Here is a 26,975-nt window from a genome sequence, read left to right on the forward strand (position 1 = left end):
TTAGGTCCCAAATCCAAAGTCATCCGCGTCGAGATCATCTGGATCATGAACGCCCATCAGGGTAACCGACGCATCATTGCCAAGCTCAATTACAACATTGCCATCGGTATCAAGATGCATGTCGTTCTGGATCTGGTTGAAGTTGTTGTAGTTCCATTCCGACAGATCAATGATGTCTTCGCCCGGCGTGAAGTCTGTCACGATGTCATGGCCATCCGCTTTGCCAATCTGGAATTCATCCCAGCCCGTGCCACCGGTCAGCGTGTCATCCCCGGCACTGCCATAAAGATGATCATTACCCGCCCCACCCAGCAGGACGTCATCACCGGCATTGCTCCAAAGCGTATCATTGCCATCGCCACCATCGAGCGTCACATCGCCGTAGCTATAGGTATCGCTGGTCAGATCGATGATGTCATTGCCATCACCGGCTTCGATCACTTCGACACCACTGATGCGAACATCGCTGTCGCCGTCGCTGACATCATCATGCAGGAACAGGGCATCGTTGCCACTGGTCATCTGCAGGGTATCGGTTCCAGCACCACCTTCGAACACGTCATTGGACTGGTTATAGCCACCAAGATTGACGTATTCGCCAGTCCCGTCATCACCACCGTCGTGATGCCCCCAACCGTTGCCATTGTGGTTGTCATGGCCCCAACCATTATCGTGATTATGGCCATCTTCGTTTGGCGAGCCATCGTTAAGCGCGTACCAGCTGTTCCCCCAGGTGTCGTCTGCGTTGTATTGCAGGACGTCATCCCCGGCACCGCCATTGAGCACGTCTTCACCGTTGCCACCCAGCAACGTATCGGCACCCGAACCACCCCAAAGGGTATCGTCGCCTTCACCGCCATCAAGCACATCATCCCCGGCATTGCTCCAGACGATATCATCGCCCGTGCCGCCCAGAATGGTGACATCACCGTAAGACAGATCGTCACTGGTTAGGTCAACGATGTCATCGCCATTGCCCGCATCGATCACTTCGATGTTGGAAATGCGCGGGCTGGTCCCCGGATCGGTAAGATCGTCATCAAGGAACAGGGCATCATTGCCGCCGGTCATCGACAGGGTATCGGTCCCGGCACCACCGTCAAAGATGTCTTCGGAACGGTTATAGCCCGAAAGATTGATCTGCTCGTTGGTGCCGGCCATCCCCGGATCGCCAACGTTTTTGGCTGCGTGGCTGCCGGTCCATGTCGCATCTTTCTGATATTCGATGGTGTCATCGCCGCCACCGGCATCAATCAGGTCCGAACCCGAACCGCCATTGATCGTATCATCACCAAGGCCGCCCCAGATGGTATCATGCCCGGCGTCACCACCCAGAACGTCATTACCATCAAGACCCGACAGCAGGTTCGAACCATCATCACCAAACAGGTAATCATTGAAGTTCGAGCCAATCAGGTCTTCGATCGAAGACAGCTTGTCACTGCCATCGCCGCCGGTCGCGGTGCCGCTTTCAAGGCTGGCTGCAACCGATGACGTAGCATTGGCGTAACTTGCCGTATCCCGGCCATCACCACCGCTAAGCGTATCGTGCCCCTGACCCCCGATCAGGGTGTCATTACCGGCATCTCCATACAGCTTGTCATCGCCATTGCCGCCAAGCAGCGTATCGACATCATCGCCGCCATAAAGCTTGTCGTTGTTTTCGCCACCATCAAGCACGTCATTGCCGTCGCCACCTTTAAGAGTGTCGTCGCCTGTGCCGCCTTCGATGGTGTCATTACCGGCTTCGCCGTACAGCTTGTCCTGACCCTGACCACCCAGAACGGTGTCATTACCGTCACCGGCCCAGACACGGTCATCACCCGATCCGCCGTCCAGCGTATCGTCGCCGTCACCACCAGTGATGCTGTCCTGACCGCTGCCACCTTCGACAATGTCATTGCCAGCGTCACCCGACAGGGTGTCATCGCCATCACCGCCATACAGACTGTCATTGCCTTCCATACCCGACAACGTGTCCTGACCATTCAGGCCATAAACCGTGTCATCACCGGCAAGGGCGGCAATCGTGTCATTGTTGCTGGTGCCATAAAGCAGATCGTCATACGGGGTCGGGCCCGTTGATTGCTGCACACCGACAAACATGTCGGAATTCAGCTGGCTCATCGAAACACCAACCAGCGTCAAGGTGCCCTGACCATTAAGGTTAATGACGGTGTTGCCGTTGACCTCGCTCATCAGGCCCTGAAGGTCGGCCCAGTCATCAACATCAAGCGACGCCAGATTGATCTGATCATCATTGACGTTAAAGTCGGTGACAACCTTATCGCCGGAATTGTTCGACACAAGAATCTGATCTTCACCGGCACCGCCGGTATAGGTGTCATCCCCGGCACCGCCATCAAGCGTATCATTGCCGGCTCCGCCAATCAGGGTGTCGGCACCATCGGTCCCGGTCAGGGTATCGTTACCCGCACCACCATCAAGAAGGTCATTGCCATTACCACCCGACAGGACGTCATTGCCGTCACCACCGGTCAGCGTGTCATTGCCATCCCCGCCAAGCAACGTATCGTTGCCCGCACCACCATCAAGGGTGTCGTTGCCGTTATCGCCCGACAGAAGGTCGTTACCCGCACCGCCCGCGACGCTGTCATTGTCGTCGCCGCCATAAATGACGTCGTCGCCACCTTCGCCATCAAGCTTATCTTCGCCGGACGAACCATAAATTGTGTCGGTTTCATCGCCACCGGTGATGGTGTCGTCACCTTCCATGCCGTCGATGTAATCATCGCCACCGCCGCCATCCATGACGTCGTTGCCGCTGCCACCGACTAGAGTGTCATTGCCCGCACCGCCCGCGATGACGTCATGGCCTTCGTTACCATCAAGGGTATCGTCACCGTCACCGCCCGATACAACGTCATTGCCGCTGCCGCCGGTTATGGTGTCATCGCCATCGCCACCCGAAAGGTTGTCATCGCCTTCCATGCCGTTGATGGTGTCATCACCCGCACCGCCATCAACCACGTCATTTCCGGCCAGCGCGTCGATGTAATCATCTTCGCTGGTGCCGATCAGAATATCGTCAAACGGTGTTGCGCCACCGTCATTCTCAATCCCGACGAACATGTCGGCAGAAACATCATTCAGACGCACACCCAGCAACGTAACCGAGCCATTTTCGCCTAGATCAATGACCGCGTTGCCATTCACTTCCGACAGAAGCGGCGCCAGATCCGACCATGTGCTGATATCAAGCGCATCGAGCGAAATCTGATCAACGCTGGTGTTAAAGTCGGTGACGACCTTGTCGCCATCCAGACTGCTGACTTGGATAAGGTCGGCACCTGAGCCACCCGACAGGGTATCGTCACCCGAACCACCATCAAGCGTATCATTGCCATCACCGCCAATCAGGCGATCCTTGCCCGCACCACCGTTAAGAACGTCGTCGCCTTTTTCACCATTCAGGTAATCGTCGCCGTTGCCGCCAAACAGTGTGTCTTCGCCGTCACCGGTCCAGATCGTGTCATTACCTTCGCCGCCATCGACGGTGTCGGTGCTGACGTCTGCTTCGACGTTGTCAAACGTGTCGTTGCCATCGCCAAGATCGACTTCATTGTTCTGGCTGTTGCCATAAACATAATCGTCATGGGCCGATGCGATGACTTTTTCGAAGTTGGCCAGAATATCGCCTGCTGCGTCGCCATCATAGGCACGCCCCGCTTCACCGGGCGTACGGGCATTGGCATCGGTTTCACCAAGGTAAACCTCGACACCGGCATCTGATCCTTCATAGCTGATGGTATCAACACCATCCCCACCATCAAGGTAATCACCGCCTGCACCGCCTTCGATGGTATCGTCACCGGCACCGCCAAGGATCGTATTGTCACCGTCCGACCCGGTCAGGACATCATTGCCGTCCGAACCGATAACGTTTTCGATGCTGCTGATCGTATCGGATCCGGTCGCATCAGATGTCGCCGTACCCGCACCAAGATCAACTGTCGCGCCGTCTACGACAGTCATATCAAGAGTATCTTCGCCATCGCCACCGGCCAGCGTATCATCGCCCGCACCGGCCAGAATATGATCGTCCCCGGCACCGCCATCAACGATGTCGGCACCTTCGCCGCCATCCAGGGTGTCGTTACCGTCACCACCGTCAAGGACGTCGTTCCCGGCATTGCCCGACAGCGTGTCGTTGCCTGCACCACCGGTCAGGGTGTTATCACCATCCGACCCTGTCAGGGTATCGTTGCCATCCGAACCAATCAGGTTTTCGATGCTTGAAAGTTTGTCGGTGTCGCCATTGGCAAGCTCTGCAATACCGGTCGAAAGATCGGCATCAACCGCAGCACTCGAATTGCTGTAATCAGCGGTATCCGTGCCATCACCACCGGCAAGCGTATCATTGCCCGCACCACCGGCAAGTGTATCGTCGCCCGCACCACCGGTCAGGATGTTGTTACCCGTCCCACCGGTGATCGTGTCGTCATGATCGGACCCAACGACGTTTTCAATGGTGTACAGGCTGTCATTGCCCGCACCGCCGGTGGCCGTGTAATTTGCAAGATCGACAGTCACACCCGACGTGGCGTCGTCATAAAGGGCGGTATCGTTATCGCCCTGACCCACCAGAATGTCGTCGCCTTGGCCGCCGCGCAGCTGATCGTTACCTGTTCCACCAACCAGCGTGTCATTCCCAACACCGCCGTCGATCAGGTCATCGCCATAACCACCATCAAGATAATCATCACCGGCACCGCCATGAATATTGTCATGGCCAAGTTCACCACGGATCGTATCATCGCCCGCATTGCCCCAAAGGGTATCGGACCCCGAACCACCGTTGATGGTGACATCGCCATAGGCAATCGTATCGCTGGTCAAATCAACAACGTCATCGCCCGTACCCGCATTGATGACTTCAACCCCGTCAAGTCGTGCACCATCAGTGGTCGTATCTTGAACGACGGTGTCAAAGCTGATTGACCGGACGAAGTAATCGCTGCTGTCGGAACCAGACGTGCCATTGGCATAAGGTTCGCTTTCAAACGCGATATAGCGGAATTCAACCGGGTTACCGAAATCATCGGTCACACTGATGTTGGCGGTGCCAACGCTGTTGTTGCTGTAATCAACCGTGCTGTCATCAAGCACGCCTGACGCCACAAGGTTACCGTCCGCATCAAAGGCCTGCCACGAACCAACTTCGCCGCCGCCTTCATTGGCCATCAGGTTGGAAACCTGAACGGTCGCCGTTGTGGCATTTGCGCCAAGATCGACAACGACGGCTTCGCTTTCGCCGCTGTTGCCATCATGGTTGATCTGACCGCCCGCCGGGCTACCGCCGTTATTGCCAATACCGTTACCATCAAAGGTCACGGTGTCGTCAGCAGCCGCAAGGTTCAGCTTGCCGTCTTCGCCAACATAGGATGTGCCAAAATCAAAGCCATACAGGTTTGCATCCGACCATGCGGCCTGTACATCGGCACTGCTTGCCGAGTTTGTCAGGCCAAGGGTCCGGGTTTCAACGGTGCTGGTGCTGGTTTCACCATCGCCGAGTTTCGAACCGTCAAGGATCAGCGCATCGTTGCCATCGGACATATTCAGGGTATCGGTGCCTTCACCGCCGATGAACGTATCGTCAGAAATATTTTTCCCGCCAATATCGGCAACATCGCCGGTGCCATCGACATCCGGGCTACCGGTATGTTCGGTGGTATCACCGGATTCTGCGGTGCCGTCAGCTTCGAAGTTCAGAACGTCGTTGCCGTCGCCACCATCAAGGGTGTCGTCGCCAGAACCGCCCGAAAGAACGTCGCTATCATCACCACCACTAAGCTGATCGTCACCATCACCACCCGAAAGGGTGTCGCTGCCCGTACCGCCATCGATGTCGTCATTGCCTGAACCGCCGGAAATCGTGTCGTCACCGCTGTTGCCCAGCAAGGTGTCGTCACCCGCACCACCGTTGACAATATCGTCCCCTGCAAGTGCATCAATGGTGTCATCACCATCTGTGCCGTCAAGGATATCGTCAAACTGGGTTGCGCCATCGGTGATGTTGTTGAAATCATCAGCACTCAGATCCCCAAGGCCAACACCAACCAGTGTCACCGTGCCGCCCGCAGGCAAGTTCAGAACCGCATCGCCGTTGCCATTTTCACTGAGCAGCGGCAGCACGTCGCTCCAGCTTTCAAGGCCAAGGTCATCAATCGAAAGTTTGTCTTCGCCACGTGTAAAATCACTGACAACGTCGTGATCCGTGCCATCGGCAAAGATGAATGTATCGGAACCTTCACCACCGGCAACGGTATCATCACCGGCACCACCATCAATGGTGTCATTACCCGCACCCGCCGCGATGTTGTTATTGGCACTCGACCCGGTGATTTGGTCATCACCAGAACCGGTTGTTACATTTTCAATGCTGGAAAGCTGATCACTGCCGGTTTCAGACGACTGTGCCGTCCCGGCAGAAAGGTCGACTTGCGCATCGCTAGACGCGCCGGACATATCAAGGGTGTCGGAACCGTCCCCACCATCAAGGCTGTCATTGCCCGCACCGGCGATGACCGTATCATCACCCGCACCGGCATTGACCAGATCACTGCCTGCGCCATCGGAAATCACATCATTGCCTGCACCAGCATCAATCAAATCGATACCATCGCCACCGTCAATGGTATCCGCACCGTCACCGGTCGAAATGGTATCGTCGGCACTGCTGCCCGTGATGGTGTCATCACCAGAGCCGGTTACCAGATTTTCAAATCCGGAAATAACGTCCGAACCGGTTTCGCTGCTGTTGGCCGTACCATCGGCAAGATTGATCGCAATGTCACTTTGGACATCGGACATATCAAGCGTATCGTTGCCATCGCCACCCGACAGGGTGTCGTTACCGGCATCGCCAACAACGGTATCGTTGCCTGCACCGGCATTTACAACGTCGTCACCGGCACCACCATTGAGGTGATCATTGCCGTCGCCACCGTCGATACTGTCATTGCCCGCATTGGTCCAGACCGTGTCATCGCCGGTTCCGGCATCAACCGTCACATCGCCATAGGAATGATTTTCGCTGGTCAGATCGACAACGTCATTGCCGTCACCCGCATTGATGACTTCAACATCAATGATCGACGGGCCTGCTGTGCCGTTTTCATGATCACGATCAAGAATGATGGCATCATCGCCGCTGGTGCCCACCAGTGTATCGGTATCCGCACCACCATCATAAACATCGTCGCTGAGGCCAAGCCCCTCAAGGTCGGCAACATCGCCGGTGCCATCAACGCCCGGGCTACCAACATGGTCGGTACTGTCACCAGCCTGACCGGTGCTGTCGGCCCCAAATTGCAGAACATCATCACCCGCACCGCCGTCAAGGGTATCACTGCCTGAACCACCGCTCAGCGTATCGCCGCCGTCGCCGCCTTCAAGCGTGTCATCACCTTCACCGCCGCCGAGTGTATCGCCACCATCACCACCGGTAACGGTATCGTCGCCATCACCGCCATCAATGGTGTCGTCACCATCGCCACCCGGCAGGCTGTCATTGCCGCCGGTCGGGATATTCTCCACACCTTCGAAATCATCCGGACCAAGGTCAGCAACCGACACGCCCGAAAGCGTCACCGTGCCACCAGACGGCAAGGTAATCACCGCGCCATCCGGGCCATCCGACAACATCGTCTGCAAGTCGGTCCAAGTCGTAACACCGCTGTCTGGCAAGGAAATGCTGTCTTCGCCAATGGTGAAGTCCGTGACCAGATCGTCATCAACGCCATCCTCAAAGACAAAACTGTCTGTGCCCGTACCACCGGTCAGGGTGTCATCGCCAACACCGGCATTGATCGTATCCGCACCAGCGCCGCCATCAACCTGATCGTTCCCGGCACCACCCAACAGGATGTCGGAGCCCGCACCACCGTCGATGACGTCATCACCAGCACCACCGTCAATCGTATCGTTGCCAGTTCCCGCAGCAATTTCGTTGGCCGCATCCGAACCGGCAATGACATCAGCACCGTCCGAACCGATAACATTTTCAAAACCGGAAATGGTATCGTCACCGGTTTCAAGGCTGCTTGCAGTACCCGCTGCCAGATCGACATCTGCACCACCCGCACCCGCCATATCAAGCGTATCAGTCCCATCGCCACCGGCCAGCGTATCATCACCGGCACCGGCCAGAACCGTATCGTCGCCATCACCCGCAGTGATTGTATCGTCGCCAGCACCGCCATCAAGGACGTCGTTTCCGGCACCGCCATCGATTTCGTTTACACCGTCCGAACCAGTGATGGTGTCATCACCTGCAGAACCGGTTACGTTTTCGATATTGCTGATCGCATCGGAGCCAAAGGCATCCGACTGTGCAATACCGGCATCAAGATCAACCGTCACACCATCGGCATCCGACAGATCCAGAAGGTCCGTGCCATCGCCACCATCAAGGGTGTCGTTGCCAAGGCTGCCTTCGATCACGTCATCGCCCGCACCGGCATTTACAACGTCATCACCAGCACCGTCATGGATCGCGTCGTTGCCATCACCGGCGTTGATTTCATCATCGCCTGCACCGGTCCAGACCGTGTCATCGCCAGTTCCGGCATTCACCGTCACATCGCCATATTCATGGGTCTGGCTGGTCAGATCAACAACGTCATCACCAGCACCAGTATCAATAACTTCGACATCACGGATGGTCGGGTTTTCCGAAGCATTTTCATGATCGCCATCAAGGATGATCGCGTCACCGCCGGCCGTCCCGACAAGGGTATCGATGCCGTCGCCGCCGTCAAATTCATCGTCGCTCAGGCCAAGACCATCAAGGTCGGCAACATCGCCGGTACCATCAACGCCCGGACTGCCCACATGATCGGTGCTGTCGCCCGACTGACCGGTCCGGTCTGCTTCGAACTGAAGAACATCGTCGCCATCACCACCCGACAGGGTATCTGTACCGTCGCCACCGCTCAGGGTGTCGTTGCCGCCACCACCTTCGACTGTGTCATCACCAGCACCGCCGCCAACGGTGTCGTCACCGTCACCACCGTCAACCGTATCATTGCCATCGCCACCATCGACCGTGTCATTCCCACTGCCACCGCCAACGCTATCGTCGCCTGCACCGCCACCAACAGAATCATCCCCGTCGCCACCGTCGACCGAATCATTACCATCGCCGCCATCAACGGTGTCATTCCCGCCGCCGCCGCCAACAGTATCGTCACCCGATCCACCACCGACGGAATCTTCGCCGTCGCCGCCATCAATCGTATCGTTGCCGTCGCCGCCACCCAGCGTATCATCGCCCGGTGTGCCGACATTTTCGATGCCTTCAAAGTGGCTTGGTGTCAGATCATCAACCGCCACCCCGGCAAGGGTCACCGTACCACCAGACGGCAGCGTGATGACCGCGCCATCCGGCCCATCCGACAGAAGCGGCTGCAAATCGGTCCAGGCTGAAATGCCCAGATCGGGCAGGGAAATCACATCGCTGCCAATGTCAAAATCACTAACCAGATCGGCGTCATCGCCGTCTTCGAAGACGAAAGTATCACTGCCGCTGCCACCTGAAAGCGTATCATTGCCATCGCCTGCGATCAGTCGGTCATCACCCTCCCCCCCGGTCAGGATATCGTCACCGGCACCGCCATCAATGGTGTCATCACCCGCACCGCCGTCGATGCGGTTGGCATCATCCGACCCGGTCAGGGTATCGTCATCATCAGACCCGATAATGTTTTCGAAATTGGCGACCGTGTCTGTACCGGTATTGGCACCACTTGCCGTGCCTGCGGCCAGATCAACCGTCACGCCACCGGTGGTGTTGCCCAGATCGAGGGTATCGGTGCCGTCACCGCCATCAAGGTCGTCATTGCCAGCGTCCAGCGTGACCGTGTCATCGCCTGCACCGGCATCAATTGTGTTATCGCCAGCCGATCCGGTGATGTCATCATTGCCGTCCGTCGCAATGACATTTTCAAACCCGTCGATGCTGTCGGTCCCGGTTGCGTCGCTGCTTGCGGTACCTTCGGCCAGATTGATGGTCGCGCCATCGGCACCAGACATATCAAGCGTATCGGAACCATCACCACCGGTCAGGATATCGTCGCCAGCCCCGGCCATGATCGTGTCATTTCCAGCCCCGCCGTCAAGAGTGTCAGACCCTTCGCCGCCATCAAGGATGTCGTCATCCGCACCACCGTCGATGACATCGGCACCGGCACCGCCATGGATGTTATCGGCACCATCACCGCCCGAAATGACGTCATCGCCGTCATTCGACCAGATCGTGTCATCCCCGGCACCACCATCAATGGTCACATCGCCATAAGAATGGGTTTCGCTGGTCAGGTCGACAACGTCATTGCCCGCACCCGCATCGATATTTTCGATATCAACAATCGACGGATTGGCAGCACCACCACCGGCATGATCACGGTCGAGAATGATGGCATCATCGCCGTCGCCCGCGACCAGCGTGTCATTGCCTTCACCGCCGACAAAGCTGTCATCTGACAGGTTCTTGCCGGAAATATCGGCGACGTCGCCGGTTCCATCGGTGCTCGGGCTGCCGACATGGTCGGTCGTGTCGCCATCGGCGGCAACACGGTCGCCTTCGAACGACAGAACATCATCCCCGGCACCGCCATCAATAAGGTCAGCCCCGTCGCCACCGGCAAGGGTGTCATTGCCGTCACCGCCCAAAAGGCTGTCATAACCGGCACCGCCCGCAAGGACGTTATCGCCGACCGAACCGGTCAGCGTGTCATCCCCGGAACCACCGGTCGCACCTTCGATCCCGTCAAGGGTATCGGTGCCATCGGTCGCAATGCCTGTGCCGTTTTCAAGATCAACAACAACGCCGTCGGTCTGATCGGAATAATCAACGATATCATCGCCGTCACCGCCCACCAGCGTGTCATTGCCAGTACCACCCGAAAGCGTATCGTTTCCTGCACCACCATCGATGACATTATCCATGTCATCACCGGCAATGGTGTCGTCATGGTCCGACCCGATCACGGTTTCAAAACCGTCAATCACGTCATTGCCCGCACCACCGGTCGCGGTACCATTGGCCAGATCAACAGTCACACCTTCATCGGCATCCGCATAAGACAGAACGTCTTCGCCTTCGCCACCGATCAGGGTGTCATCACCGCCATTGCCAATGACGGTGTCATTGCCTTCGCCACCATCAAGGATGTTGGCATTTTCATCACCGATCAGGATATCGTCGCCGTCGCCACCGGTAACGTTTTCAATGCTTTCAAGGGTATCGTCACCCGCTTCACCGGTTGCCGTTCCAGCACCCAGATCAACCGCAACCCCCTCGGTCGTGTCGGAATAATCGGCCGTGTCGCTGCCATCGCCGCCGCGCAGGGTATCGTCGCCCGCACCACCGATCAGCGTGTCATTGCCTTCATCACCGTAAATATCATCGTCGCCCGCCTGACCATCGATGATGTCATCGCTTTCAAGGGCGTGGATTTCGTCACTGATCTGGCTGCCGATGATATTGTCTTCGAACTCGGTGCCAATGATCACTTCATAGCCAAAGAAGTTACCCGGCCCAAGATCGTCAACCGACACACCTTCAAGTGTGATGCTTTCGCCGTCCGCCAGCGTAATAACCGCATTGCCATTTGCATCATCGGCCATCTGATCACGCAAGGTGGCGTAATCTTCAATGCCATAGGAGGACAGATCAATCGTGTCTTGTGTCACATCAAAGTCGGTCGCGGTGTCATTGCCACCACCCGGCTTGAGAACGATCACATCTTCGCCGTCGCCAGTGATGATCACATCATCGCCCGCACCACCAAACAGCGTATCGTTGCCCGACCCACCATCAAGGGTATTGACCCCGTCACTGCCAACCAGCGTATCGGCATAATCGGTGCCGATGACACGCTCAAAGTTCCGAACGATGTCATTCCCGCCGCCACCCGACGCATACTGGTTTACAAGGTCAACCGTGACACCTGCGTCAACGTTGGAGTAATCGACGGTGTCGATGTCATTCTCGCTATCGCCACCATCAAGGATGTCATCGCCGGTATCGCCGTAAACCCAGTCACTGCCAGCACCCGCCTCGACGATGTCATCACCTTCGCCACCAGAAAGTGTATCGTTGCCTTCTTCACCCAGAAGGACATCATTTCCGGCACCACCATCAAGGATGTCATTGCCTGCACCACCGGCGATTTCGTCGTCACCCGTTCCGGCATCAACAATGTCGTCACCCTGGCCTGCATTGATTGCATCATTGCCTGCACCAGACGAGATCGTGTTGTTCCCGGCATTGCCGGTAATTTTGTCATTGAAGTCAGAACCAACGACATTTTCAATGTTGGTAAGGGTATCCGTGCCCTCACCCGTTGCCGTTCCGGTCGAAAGATTGACGTCAACCGCATCGGTCGCGTTGCTGTAATCAACGGTGTCGGATCCATCGCCACCATCCAGCACGTCATCGCCACCACCGCCGACCATGACGTCATCCCCGTCAAGCCCGCTCAGCGTGTTGTTTTCGTCATTCCCAATCAGGGTATCGTCATGAAGGGTCCCTGTGATGTTTTCGATGCTATCAAGCGTATCGTCACCATCACCACCCGTCACAGTTCCGTTTGCAAGGTCGGCTGTGATACCGGCACTTTCGGTCGAATAGTCTGCGGTATCGTTGCCTTCACCACCCGAAAGGACATCTGATCCGGCATTGCCGCTTAGCGTATCGTCGCCGGCATCGCCCGAAAGGGTATCATTCCCGTCGCCACCCATAAGATGGTCGTTGCCGTCGCCACCTGAAACGGTGTCATCACCATCAAGCGCATCAATGACGTCATTGCCCGCACCACCGGCAATGTCATCGGCATCACTTGTGCCAAGCTGAATGACACCAGTGAAATTATCCTCACCAAGCTGGTCAGCACTAACACCCTCGAGCGTAATGCTGTCGCCACTATCAAATGTAATGGTCAAATTGCCGTCAGCGTCGGAGCCGAACATATGCTCAAGGCTGCCGTAGCCAGCGATCTTAAATGGCGTCAGGTCAATGACGTCAGTGCTGACATCAAAATCAGTGATCGTGTCGTGGCCATCGCCCGGATTAAAGATGACCTGATCGGCACCCGTGCCAAGTGTTAGCGTATCATCGCCTGCACCCGCATCGAACGTATCGTCGCCTGCACCACCGATAAACGTATCGTTCTGCGCGCCCCCCATGAAAGTATCATCGTGGCTGGAGCCCTCGATTTCTTCGATACCTTCGAGGGTATCGGTTCCAGTTGCCGAACCGCTGACGGTATTTTGCGTCGTATCGACCGTAACTGCCGCGTCTGATCCGGCGTAACTTGCGCGGTCAACACCCTCGCCACCAACCAGAATGTCATCACCAGCCCCAGATATAAGGGTATCATTGCCAACGCCGCCATCAATTTGGTCGTCGCCATCGCCACCACGAATGATGTCGTTACCAGCACCACCAAGCAGCACGTCGTCGCCGCCGCGACCATCGATGACGTCGTTGCCCGCGTTACCGGCCAGAGTATTTACGCCGCTGTCGCCACTAATCGTGTCATTTCCGGCCGAACCATCAACATTTTCAAAGTTCGCAATGCTGTCATTGCCATCGCCGCTGACTGTACTGCTTTCAAGGTCTACGCTCACGCCGTTGGCATCAGCAAAGCCAAGCGTATCTTCGCCGTCACCACCATCAAGAGTGTCATTCCCGGCACCACCGGCAACATAATCGTCGCCAGCCCCGGCCAGAATCGTCTCGTTGCCGTTGCCGCCGACGATGGTGTCGTTATGATCGGTCGCGATGATCTGCTCGACGCCACTTATGGTATCGGTACCAATGCCCTCGCCGGTCGCAGTATTGTTCGCAAGATCGATATCAAGACCCGATTGCGCATCGCTGTAATCCAGCGTGTCGGAACCTTCACCACCGACATAGGTGTCATCGCCCAACTCGCCGACGAAGCTATCATCGCCAGCACCACCGCTTAGAACATCGTTCCCTGCACCACCGGTAATGAAGTCGTTGCCATCGCCGCCATCAAGACGGTTATCGGCATCATCCCCGGTGATGGTGTCGTCATGCTCCGAACCGATGACATTTTCAAATCCCGAAACGGTGTCATTACCATCAGCGCCAGTCGCAGCACCGTTCGCAAGATCAATATTCTGAGCACCATTGGCGCTGGAATAATCAAGCGTATCGGTACCGTCGCCGCCCGCAAGGGTGTCATCCCCCTCACCGCCGGAAATCACGTCATCGCCAGCACGCCCATCAAGGGTGTCATCGCCCGCGCCACCGCGAAGTGTATTGGTACCAGACGAACCGGAAATCACGTCATCGGCATCCGACCCGGTAACGTTTTCAATGCTAGTTAGAACATCCGTGCCTGCGGCCTTATCGACACTGCCAATATCAAGGTCGACATCAACACCGGTTTGGCTGTTGCTGTAATCGACGGTATCAGCACCTTCGCCACCATCAATGACATCGTCACCGGCACTGACGTTAAAGGTGTCATCGCCACCGCCACCCAGCATGGTATTATCGGCATCCGACCCGGTAATGTTGTCACCAAGAGTACTGCCGATAACATTTTCAACATTGAGAACCGTGTCGCCGGTCGTATCGTCTGTTTCACCCGTGGCAAGATTGATTTCAACCGCATCGCTCGCATTGGCGTAATCGACAGTATCAATGCCATCGCCACCATCAATCAGATCTGCACCGGCGCCGCCAACAAGGCTGTCATTCCCAGCACCGCCTAACAGCGTATCATTGCCCGCACCGCCCGAAATCAGGTCATCACCGTCTCCGCCATCAAGAACGTTGGCCAATTGGTTCCCGGAAATGCTGTCATCAAAATCACTGCCTGTCAGATTTTCAACGTTCAAAATCTGATCGTTGCCCATCCCCGAAACAGTGCCAAGCGCAAGATCCGCATCAACTGCACCACTCGCGTCGCTGTAATCAACTGTATCGCGACCCGATCCACCCGAAATCACATCATCGCCTTCGGTGGCAATCAGGATATCGTCACCCGCACCGGCGCGAAGTTCGTTGTCACCAGCATCGCCTTTAAGGGTATCGGAATGGTTTGAACCGATAACATTTTCGATATCGCTGAGGGTATCGTTGCCGGCACCACCGGTTGCCGTCTGTTCAGACAGATCAACATTTACACCGCTGGTCGACGACGAATAACTGGCAGTATCTTCGCCATCGCCACCGATAAGTGTATCGTCACCATCCAGACCAGACAGAACGTCGTCACCAGCACCACCATCCAGAACGTTGTCGCCATTACTGCCGCTCAGGCTGTCATTCCCGGCACCCGCAACCACATTTTCAACATTACGTAACGTATCGTTGCCAGATGTCGCCGACACGTTCCCTGTTTTCAGGTCAACCGTTACGTCGTCTGTTTCATCACTGTAATCGGCGGTATCTATGCCATCACCGCCATCAAGAACGTCGTTCCCGTCCCCGCCGATCAGCGTATCGTCACCGGCACCACCCTGAAGAAGATCACTATCCTCAAGGCCGTAAAGCGTGTCGTTGCCGTCCAGACCAGACAAGGTGTCCTCGCCATTGGTCCCATACAACGTGTCGTCACCCGATGTGCCCACGATGTCGCGTACGCCAATGAAGTTGTCTGCCGAGATGTCGTCAATACCGACACCTTTAAGAACCATGCTGGTGTCGTCACCGAAATCGATGACAAGATCACCATTTTCGTTTTCCGACATCATCTCATAGAGCTGGCCATAACTTTCGACCGGCAATTCGGTTACATCAATCTTGTCGGACGACGCACTGAAGTCCGTGACCGTATCATTGCCATCGCCGATCGCGATTTTGTAAACATCAGCACCCGAACCACCGCTCAGGGTATCATCACCGGCACCGCCGCGGATCGTATCACTACCACTTCCGGCATTGATAACATTCACCCCGTCGTCGCCCGTAATGTCGTCAGCACCAGCGGAACCAATGACATTCTCGACAGCGCTCAGGGTATCTGTGCCGCTTTCGCTGGTTGCTGTACCCTCGGCAAGATTGATCGTAACCGGTTCGCTTGCGCTATAATCGACAGTATCTGTGCCATCGCCACCTTCGATGATGTCATTTCCGGCACCACCAAGAAGTGTGTCGTCACCAGCACCGCCGTCTATCGAGTCATCACCCGCACCGCCAGAAATGACATTGCGACCATCATCACCGATCAAGGTATCGTTGTAATCCGACCCGGCAATATCCTCAATATTGGAAAGCGTATCATTGCCAGCTGCACCAGATGCAGTTCCCGCAACAAGATCGACGGTTACCCCACCTTCTGCATCGCTGTAATCAGCAAGGTCCGTTCCGCTGCCACCCGCAAGAGTGTCATCGCCTGCACCACCAGAAAGGGTGTCATCACCGGCACCGCCGTCAATCAGATCATTACCCCCACCACCGGCAAGGTCGTCACCACCAGCACCACCCCAGATGGTGTTGGACTGATCATCACCCGAAATGATATCGCGCTGTTCCGAACCGATGACATCTTCGATATTACTTAGGGTATCGGTTTCGCCACCATTAACCGAACCGGTACCGGCAGCAAGGTCAACTGTAACGCCAGTGGTCGCGCTGTAATCAACCGCATCTTGACCATCTCCACCATCAAGGATATCGCTGCCGTCGCCGCCCGACAGGGTGTCATCGCCAGCACCACCAAAGACAGTATCATCACCGTCGCCTGCCGAAATGGTGTCATTGCCACCAAGACCGTCAATAACTTCGTCAAAGTCGGTACCATTAATGACGTCGTCACCTTCGGTCGCACCAAGCGTTTCAAGGTCGACAAAATTGCCAACTGTCAGTTCTTCCGGCGAAACGCCTTCCAGGGTAAGGATCTGATCGTTGATCGTAATGACAGCATTACCATCATCGTCAATGCCAATCTTGTTCTGAAGGGCTTCCCAATTTGGAATACCAAAGCTGGAAAGATCAATTTTGTCTTCTGACGGATCAAAGTCCGTAACTTTGTCTTCGCCGGAAGTTTGATTAAACACAAAGGTATCCGCGCCAGCGCCACCAGTCAGAACATCTTGACCGGCACCACCGTCAATCGTGTCGTCGCCAGCACCACCAGAAAGGGTGTTTTTGGCAGCTGATCCGCGCAGAACATCGTCGTGATCAGAACCAATGGCATTCTCGATCTCGCCAAGGGTGTCGTTCCCATCTGCACCAGTTGCGGTACCATTGCCAAGATCAACCGAAACACTGCCCGCAGCATCGCTGTAATCGACTGTATCCCAACCGGTGCCACCCAACAGGGTATCGTCGCCTTCACCACCGATCAGCGTATCATTGCCGCCACCGCCTTTAAGCGTGTTGACCTGATCATCACCTGACAGAATGTCGTCGTAGCCCGATCCAGTAACATTTTCAAAATTACTGAGCGTGTCAGTATCTGTACCGTTTGTGCCGGTTCCAGCCTCAAGATCGACAGTAACGCCTTTGGTTTCACCCTGATAGGAAACGGTATCCTGACCATCGCCGCCATCAAGGGTATCAGACCCCGTACCGCCGTTAATCACGTCATTATCAGCACCGCCGTCAATAACGTCGTTACCCGACCCACCGCTGATGGCATCTTTTCCATCACCACCGGAAATCGTATCATTGCCAGCACCACCAAAGACGGTATCGTCACCACCCTTGGCGTCGATCACATCACTGCGGTTGGTTCCGGTAAGGTCATCTCCGGCTTCGGTGCCTTCCAGTGACCGGATGCCGACAAAGTTCTTATAGGTCAGGCTATCAGGATCAACACCGTCAAGCGTGATAACTGCATCACCGATGGTGATCGTGGCATTACCGGCTTCGTCTTCGCCGATGAAATCAACGATATCGCCAAACAGCTCAAGATCTTCAATTCCCTGGATATCGATCACATCATTGGCTGGATCGAAATCGGTAATCAGGTCATTTCCGCTATCGGCACTGACAACAAAGGTGTCATCGCCCGCACCACCCGAAAGAGTATCATCACCGCCGCGTCCATCAATCGTGTCATCCCCGGCACCGGCCAAAAGGATGTCATCGCCTGAGCTACCCAGCATGGTATCGTTAAAGGCTGAGCCTTCTACCTGCTCAAACCCGGAAATTTGGTCAACAAAGTTGCTGCCCGTTACAGTACCTGCCTCAAGATCAACTTTGACACCCGGGGTATCGCTGCCAGACGAATAGCTCAATGTGTCCGAGCCATCGCCACCGATCAGTGTATCGTCGCCCGCGCTGCCAAATACCGTGTCGTCACCAGCACCGGTATCAATCAGGTTGTCTTGTGAATCGCCACGAACAACGTCATTACCGTCACCGGTCAGGACGTTTTCCATGCCCGACAGGCTATCACTGCCATCGCCGGTTGCCGTACCTTGTGAAAGGTTGACATTCATGTCACCCGATACATCGCGATAGTCAGCAGTATCAACACCATCACCACCGATCAGTGTATCGTCACCAGCACCACCTGACAGCGTATCATCGCCGCCAAGCCCCATCAGGATGTTATTGCCGTCATCACCCGTAATTGTATCGGCGTTCGTTGAGCCACGGACATTTTCAAAATTGCTGATACTGGACGTGCCGCTATCGGTGGTCGCCGTGCCGTCTGCCAGGTTTACATTCAAGCCGGTCTGCGAGTTGAAACTGACAGTATCGTTGCCTTCTCCGCCATCAAGCGTATCGCTCCCGCCACCGCCATCAACCAGGTCATCGCCAGCACCAGCATTGAAATTATTATCGTCCCCGGTCCCCAACAACTGATCGTTACCAGCGCCGGTAATAATATTTTCAATGCCTGAGACGTTATCTGTTTCACCTTTGGTGCTGTCTGAAACAACGCCCGTGCCAAGATTGACTTTCAGCCCACCTTCCCGCGCACTCAGATCCAGCGTATCGGTACCTTCGCCACCGATATAGACGTCATTGCCATCTTCCCCGACAAACAGATCGTCGCCCGCGCCGCCGTCAAGCGTATCATTGCCGCCACGCCCGACAATGGTGTCATTGCCATCACCGCCGCGCAGCACGTTGGTGCCACTGTCGCCATACAACTCGTCGTCATAGTTCGACCCGATGACGTTTTCGATGCGATCGAGGATGTCATTGCCATCGGCACCGCTTGCCGTTCCGGCCTCAAGGTCAACCGTGACACTGCCATCCGCACCGGAATAATCAACGGTATCAATACCTTCCTGACCGCGCAGGGTATCATTGCCTGCACCGCCCGAAACCGTATCATCGCCATAGCCGCCCGACACGACGTCATCGCCGACACCACCGCCAAGGGTGTCATTGCCGCCATAACCATAAATCGCGTCATTGCCGTCCGTGCCGTCCCCGGCATCGTCGCCTTCGGTTTCAAAGATGCGGCCAAAACCACGGAACTGGTCCGCAACAAGGCTGTCGCTGGTGACACCTTCAAGGGTCAGAACACCCTGATCACCAAAATCAATAACCGTATTGCCATTGCCGTCGTCACTCATCATTGACTGGAGCATGGCAAAATCCTGAATGCCAAGCTGCGACAAATCGATGATGTCTTCGGAACCAGTAAAATCAGTAATCGTGTCGTTGCCGAAATTCTCGGTCAGTTCGAAATCATCTTTGCCCGCCCCACCGGTCAGGATGTCATCACCCGCCCCGCCAGTCAGGGTATCAACACCGACACCGCCGTCGAGCACGTTATCGCCATCGTCGCCGGTAATGTGATCGTCATGATCAGAACCAACAACGTTTTCAACCATCTGCACGATGTCGTTGCCCGCACCGCCGGTCGCGGTATTTTGCGAAAGATCAACAGTTACTGCGCCGGTTGCGTCGCTGTAGCTGGCTGTGTCAACACCATCACCGCCCTGGATGTGGTCATTGCCAGCACCGCCGCGCAGGAAATCATTGCCCGAACCGCCCTGCATGACATCGTCGCCAGCACCACCCACCAGAAGGTCGTCACCCTGACCACCCTGCATGACGTCATCATCGGCACCGCCATACAGGCTGTCATTGCCGTCACCGCCCTGAAGCAAATCCTTGCCGTCTTCACCGCGCAGGACATCATCGCCAAGACCGCCCTGAAGGACGTCATCGCCACTATTACCATCAAGGCTATCATCACCGCCGCCGCCCTGAAGCGTATCATCTCCGGCACCACCGCCCAGAATGTCGGCATTTTCCGTCCCCTGAACGACGTCTTTGCCAGATGTCGGGGTATTATCATAAATGTTTGAACTGTCTTCGCCGTCGGCAGTATCGGTTACGTCAGTCTCGGTATCAGCTTCACCCTCGGCACCTTCACCGGTTTCTGCTTCATCCGTTTCAGACTCACTTTCGGTCCCAGAATCACCTGAACCAGTGTCTTCTGAACTTGTGTCGTCGTCCCCCGATGCATCCTCACCAGACGCGTCATCGCCTTCACCAGCATCGCCCGCATCGGTTTCTTCTGTTTCTTCTGTTTCAGTGTCGCCGCCGTCAGCGCCATCTGTCTCAGAGCTGTCTGTTTCGTCTGTTTCGCCAGCTTCAGTTTCACCAGTTTCGGACTCATCGGATTCCTGACCGCCTTGCGCACCAGCTTCAAGACCGGGGGTCGTGTTGTCCTGTTCCGTCTGACTGGCTTCGTCGCCGCTTTCGTCGGTTGTCTCTTCTGGTTCTTCGTCCGAGCCGTCGTCAATATCGGTACCAGAAGTATCATCACCGGCACTTTCGTCACCGGTTTCAGTATCATCGTCGTCGTCCGCGCCGGTTTCCTCTTCGGCTATGGTATCAGACGCGTCATCTCCTGCGGCCTCGTCCTCAGACTCACCGCCATCCGTCGTTTCGCCGTCGGTCGCACCGGAATCGCCCGTACTGCCCGACCCGGTATCTGTGTCGTTCTCACCCTCGGAACCAGTGTCAGAGCCAGTATCACCATCGGCACCATCGCCGGAGTCACTGCCATCCGTTTCGCCAGAATTCAGCGTATCATCGCCACCCGAACCGGATGTTTCGTCTGACCCGCTGTCCCCTGTCGTGCCTTCACCGGTTGAACCTTCTTCTTCGGACTCAGAACCAGCCTCATTGGCATCGTCGTCGCCCTCTGAAGCATCGGTGGTGTCACTCCCTGTTGAACCACCGGTATTCTCTGTTTCGTCACCTGATCCGTTTTCCGTACCTGTGTCGGAATTGGTGTCGGGACCGGAATCGCCCCCGTCTTCCGAATCACCGGAATTGGCCTCGCCCGAGGGGGTATCTTCCGCTGTTTCAGAACTGCCTGACTCACCGGTGCTGTCATCTGCACCGGTCTCATCATCCGAATTTTCTGTGGTATCTGTATCGGTGGCGTTGTCTTCGGCGGCATCATCGCCCGATCCAGATGCATCGCCGTCTGCGCCCTCAGACGTGGTGTCATCGGTCTCATCAGTTTCGCCCGACGTACCGTTGTCACTGTCACTGGAATCACTACCACTGGCGTCCTCGCCACTGGTTTCGCCACCATCTGAACTGTCGGCCGAATCATCATCTTGCGCCCCACCTGACGCGCCATCACTGCCATCGGCAGCACCTGTTTCAGCACCACCGTCAGTCTCGTTGGTTTCCGTATTGTCCCCGAAGTCCCCAGAAGCACTGTCATTGGTTTCGTCGGCTGTCGTGCCGCCAGAACCGGTTTCATCGCCATCGCCGGAAGCAGCATCACCACCAGACGTATCGTCAGACGAATTGCCCGACGTCTCGTCCCTATCTTCATCGTCGGCAATGGTTTCGGCTGCACCGCTGTCCATATCAACATGGACGCCCTGCTCGGCATCACTGTAATCAAGCGTATTTTCGCCCGATCCACCGTCAATTACATCGCTGCCATCACTGGCGGCAAATGTGTCATCCCCGGCACCACCCGACAGGCTGTTGTCACCATCGTCGCCGCGCAGGACATCATTGCCCGATGTGCCACGCAGGTTTTCAATGTCGCTAAATTCGACGCGATTCGCCCCTGAGACATCTGTCGCCCGGCCTTGCGCGATATCGGCATCCATGCCATCGGCGGCCCCGTCAAGCGACAGGGTATCTTCGCCGTCACCGCCACCAACAGTGTCCGCACCACCGCCAGACGAGATCACATCGTCGCCAGACGTTCCGGCAATCGTGTCGTCACCTGCTGTGCCGTCAATGACATTGGCGTCTTCGTCGGCCGCACCTGCGGCCCCGCCATCTTCATTGGTCGAACCGCTGGAAACCGAAACATCAGAAATCTGCGGGGCAGCCACCAGCGAAACATTGGCAAGATCGGCCTTGCTGACACCTTGCAGAACCAGAATATCACCGGTCGCAAAGGTGATAACGGTATTCCCCGCACCGTCATCGACAGCAAGTGACATGAAATCATTAGCGTTATTCACACCAAGATCGGTCAGCGCCAGTTCGTCTTCGTCTATGGAGAAATCGGTAATTGTGGTTTTCGCAAAACCACTTTCGAGCACAAAGGTATCACGCCCGGCACCACCGGTGACTTCATCTTCGCCCTCGCCCGGCTCAAGAATGTCGTTACCGTCACCGCCAACCAGCGTGTTGTCTTGTGAATCACCCACCAGAACATCGTCATAGGCCGTGCCGATGACGTTCTGAACATTGGTGAAAACCTGATTTGCAGAAGAAGGGGTGTTGCCCTCGCCCTGTGCGGAAGCCCCGGAATCAGAATTGCCCGCGCTGGAATTGTCTTCCGCGCGGTCATCCAGGACCTGTTCGATATCTGTATCGGTGAGACCGACACCATCATCTTGATTGGCGGGCGAGGCCAAGACACGTACTCCCTACTTGGGAATTATGATTACCAAAACCACCCGGAAACTCAGGCAGCAAATTTATATACAGTAGTATAGATTAGAACAATCTATCCAGCAACCGCATATACGCAGCAGAATCTAATTAAGTTAGGTTTTTTCATATTTCAGAGGAATTTGGAAGATGAATCCATGACCTGTCAGAATCTGTCAGGTTGTATAGTGCGGATATTCCACGCCGCATGGGTTCCGCATGCTTTATTGTTCGCGGAATGCGCGATCAAAGCTGGTGGTGATCGGCGAAAACAGGTATGCGAGAATCGTCCGTGCCCCAGTCACGATCTCCAACTGGGCGGGCATACCCGGCGACAGGATCATGCCCTCATGCTCGGCAAGGCTGTCGGCATCAATTTCAATCATTGCCTGAAAATAAGATCGGCCTTCCGCATCGGTAAGGCGGTCGGGCGACACATCCGTCACCGTTCCCTTGACCGGCGCAAACCAGCGCTGGCTAAATGCGGTGACACGGATATTCACGCCAAGCCCGGTCGAAACCACATCGATATCATTGGGCGAAACACGCGCTTCAATCACCAAACGGTCGTCAAGCGGGACAATTTCAAGCACCTTCGCACCGGGTGGAACAACACCGCCGACGGTGGTGAACTGCATATTGGTCACCGTGCCGTGGCGCGGTGCTTTGATGTCGGACCGTATCAGGATATCCTCGGCCGACCGAAGACGTTCATTCAGATCGGAAATCTCGCTCTGGATATCGCGAAGCTCGGTATTGATGGTTTGCAAATTATCACGCATCAATTGCGACTGGCTGGCTTTGACCTGCTGAATTTGTTGCTCGATCCGCGCAACATCTGCCGAGAACCGGCCGATATTTCCAAGCGTCTCAACCAACCGGCTTTCAAGCTGTAACAATCGGGTACGTCTGGCATAGCCAAGATCGACCATCGGCTTAACCATGGCCAACTCTTCTTTGACGATCCCGACCTGTTGCTCGGCAGCGGTCTTTTGCTCACGCGTGGCGACAATTTCGCGGCGCAGCTCCTTGATCCGCTCGTCATAAAGCGCAAGTTCACCGGCAAAGGCGCTTCGGCGGCTGTCAAACAGGGTTCTTTGCGCATCCGTAATCGAAAAATAGCGCGGGTCTTCAAGTGGGGCCGGGAACACCAGACGATCCTGATTGCCACGCTCGGCAACCAACCGGGTCTGCGTCGCCAGCGCATTGAGATAGCGGTTGTTAAGCAAGTCAAAGCTTGCCCGTGCGCGCGTATCATCCAGACGGATAAGCACATCACCGGCCTCCACCCGTGCCCCATTGCGCACCAGAATGTCGCGAATGATCCCGCCTTCAAGATGCTGAACACTTTGCCGCCCGGAAAAGGGTGCCACCACCCCACTTGCCGTTGCCGCCGAATTAACCTGTGCGGTTGCCGCCCACAGCAAAACCGACCCAAACCCAAGGATCAGGATCAAAAGCCCGATCCGCACCAACGGTTTGACATCGGTATCAAGATCACGCGCAGTTGGCAGTTCCACTCCAGCCATCAAGCCCCACCACGTTGACGTTGTGCCGATCCTTCAACCACACGCAATTGCGGCCGCGCGCCGCGCGGACGGGCCGGTGGCGTATCAACGGGTTGTTCAATCGCACGTCGCGGTCGCTCGGCATCGCGCTTGGCGGCCTCACGTTCAGCATCTTCGCGGAATTGACGCATTCGGCTGGCGGCGGCTTCACGCGCGGCCATGACCGCTTGCGCGTCTGCTTTCTTACGTTCGGCCGCTGTCAGTTGGACCTGCTCACGCACGGTGCGTTTGGTGCTCAATGGTTTCTGCTTTGGCGGCTCTGCCGCAGCGGTTTTTGCCGCCGGGCGTTTTGCCACGGCGGCCCTTGACGCCACAGGTGACTTTGGTTTTTCCGGGGCGGTTCTGGATGTCGGCGACGGCGGTTTGGACGCCGCGACATCTGCTTGTTTTTCCGCGACCGGACGCATGGTCATCATCGTGCCACCCGGTGTTGGCTGAGGCAGCATTTTGGGTTTGGCAATCCCGGCGGCTTGTTTTGCCGCCTCTGCCCGCGCGGGTTCACCTGTCGCACCGTCCGATCCAAAATCGGCAATTTCGGGCATTGTAACGTCGGGCTTCACCGCCGCAGGATGGGAGGGGGCAGCACTGTTTTTTTCAACAATCGGACGCGGCGCATCCGGGTTGGGCACAGCGATTTGTTTTGGCGTAATGCGCATCTGCCCGTCTGCTGGAGCAGGCTGTTTGGATGCCACGGGGGGAACGGCCCCTGAATTGCCTGATATTTCCGGCATTTCCGGCGCAGCCGATGCTGGTTTTGGTGTTCGCCCGGATACAGGCACAACTTTAATCTGCCCATCCGCAAGGGCAAGGATCGCATCCGCACGGCTTAGAATTTCGCGTTCATGACTCACGATAAAGGTGGTAATGCCATTATGGCGCAGAACATCCATCAGATCGCCAATATGGGCCACCCCATTGTCATCAAGGGCCGTCGTCGGCTCATCAAGCAACAACATACGCGGCCGGGCAAAAAGGGCCGCGGCAAGGGCAATCAATTGTCGCTGCCCACCCGAAAGGTTCCGCCCACCACGATCCACACGCGTTTCATATCCGTCCTGAAGGTCGAGGATAAACTGATGCGCCCCGGCAAGCTCGGCGGCCTGAATGATGTCGCGCATGTCCGCTTTGCCCAGCCGGGCAATGTTTTCGGCAATCGTCCCGGGAAACAGGAACGGGTTCTGCGACAGATACCCGATTTGCGTGCCGATATCGCCACGTTCAATCCGCGATGCTTCAACCTCGTCAAGCTTGACCGATCCCGATCCGGGCAACCAAATGCCCATAATCAGTTTTAACAGTGCCGTCTTGCCCACCCCATTGAAACCGGCAATCGAAATGATCTGGCCTGGGCCTGCCTTGAACGAAAATCCCTTAAACAGGACATTGCGGCTGTTGGGCGGCGCAAAAACAAGCCGGTCCACCGTCACCGCCATGCCGCGACCGCGTGGCAAAGGGGCCGGAATGGTCGGCTTTTTATCAAGCAAAATCTTATTAAGGCGATCAAACGAACTGCGCGCTGAATTCCAGCTGCGCCACGCCGAAACCGCCCCGTCAAATGGCGCCAACCCGCGCATCCCAAGAATCATGGAGGCCACCATAATCCCGATTGTGATGCTTTCGGTCAGAACCAGATATGCGCCAACCCCGATAAAGCACACCTGCATCGCGAGGCGAACGAAATGCGACAATGTGGTCGATGTGCCCACCCGGCGGCTTGCCTGTCCTTCCCAATAAAGCGAGTCAGATTGATCCGCCTGCCACCGTTGGCGGGCCGATGGCGTCATACCCATGGCTTCCATCGCCTCGGCATTGCGCACATAGGTTTCTTCCTGCGCGATACCCCGATTCTGGCTTTCTTCGGACCGGTCAACGGAAATCTTGGATGCGGCTTCGTTGACAATAGCAATCACGATCAAAAGCACCGCCCCGCCGCAGGCCACCATGCCCAAACGGTAATCGAAAACAAACACCACGCCGATATAAACAGGCGCCCACAGGAAATCGATCAGCGCAAAGGGTCCACTCCCGGTCAGGAACCCGCGCAGGCCATACAAATCGCGCAACGGGCGCTGACGCATGGGTGTTCCGCGTGCAGATTGCTGCACCACATGGGCAAACAGATCCCCACCCAGACGCAAATCAAGGGCCGTTCCGACCCGGATCAAAACCCGTGATCTCAATTGCTCCATAGAGGCAATGAACACAAGAACAAGCCCGATACCGACTGTCAAAAGGGCCAGCGTATCGACACTGCGACTTGAAAGCACACGGTCAAACACCTGCATGGAATAGATCGGAATAACCATGTTGAGCAGGTTAATCACCATGCTAAATCCGCCCACGAGCGCAATCGACCGCCAGAACATCCGTTCCAGCGGGGTCCGATCCCCTTCGCGTCCCGCATCCGTTTTGCGGTTTGGCCGGATTTTATCCAACAGGCCCATGATGTCCTTCCGGTTCACTTGCCACTTTCATAAGTCATAGCACGCACGGCAATGGTCCCACGCAGAAGTGCTGCGACGGGTACCCTATCCAATTGCATACTCCCACTATTCTAGGTGAAT

Annotated in this window: 3 protein-coding genes; all 3 read right to left on the bottom strand. The window is 56.1% G+C overall.

Translation table 11 applies throughout. The features are described 5' to 3' along the window. Positions 1-22,827 (bottom strand): hypothetical protein, encoded by a 22,827-nt coding sequence (locus tag AC0VXT_RS18180; RefSeq protein ID WP_475546536.1) that lies wholly within the window; start codon positions 22,825-22,827, stop codon positions 1-3. A 240-nt stretch (positions 22,828-23,067) separates the two neighbouring features. Then, entirely contained in the window at positions 23,068-24,372 is a 1,305-nt protein-coding gene (locus tag AC0VXT_RS18185) for an HlyD family type I secretion periplasmic adaptor subunit (RefSeq protein ID WP_475546537.1), read from the bottom strand. Next, the gene (locus tag AC0VXT_RS18190) at positions 24,372-26,855 is read right to left on the bottom strand and encodes a type I secretion system permease/ATPase (protein WP_475546538.1); all 2,484 of its coding nucleotides are present in this window, start codon (positions 26,853-26,855) and stop codon (positions 24,372-24,374) included. The genes AC0VXT_RS18185 and AC0VXT_RS18190 overlap by 1 nt, the downstream gene beginning before the upstream one ends. Positions 26,856-26,975: the final 120 nt, after the last annotated feature.

Source organism: Thalassospira sp. Z349TD_5 (assembly GCF_056173045.1).

Bases quoted from the DNA above. Each gene is read 5' to 3' on its own strand.
- AC0VXT_RS18185 (WP_475546537.1), bottom strand. From the start codon at position 24,372: ATGGCTGGAGTGGAACTGCCAACTGCGCGTGATCTTGATACCGATGTC.
- AC0VXT_RS18190 (WP_475546538.1), bottom strand. From the start codon at position 26,855: ATGGGCCTGTTGGATAAAATCCGGCCAAACCGCAAAACGGATGCGGGA.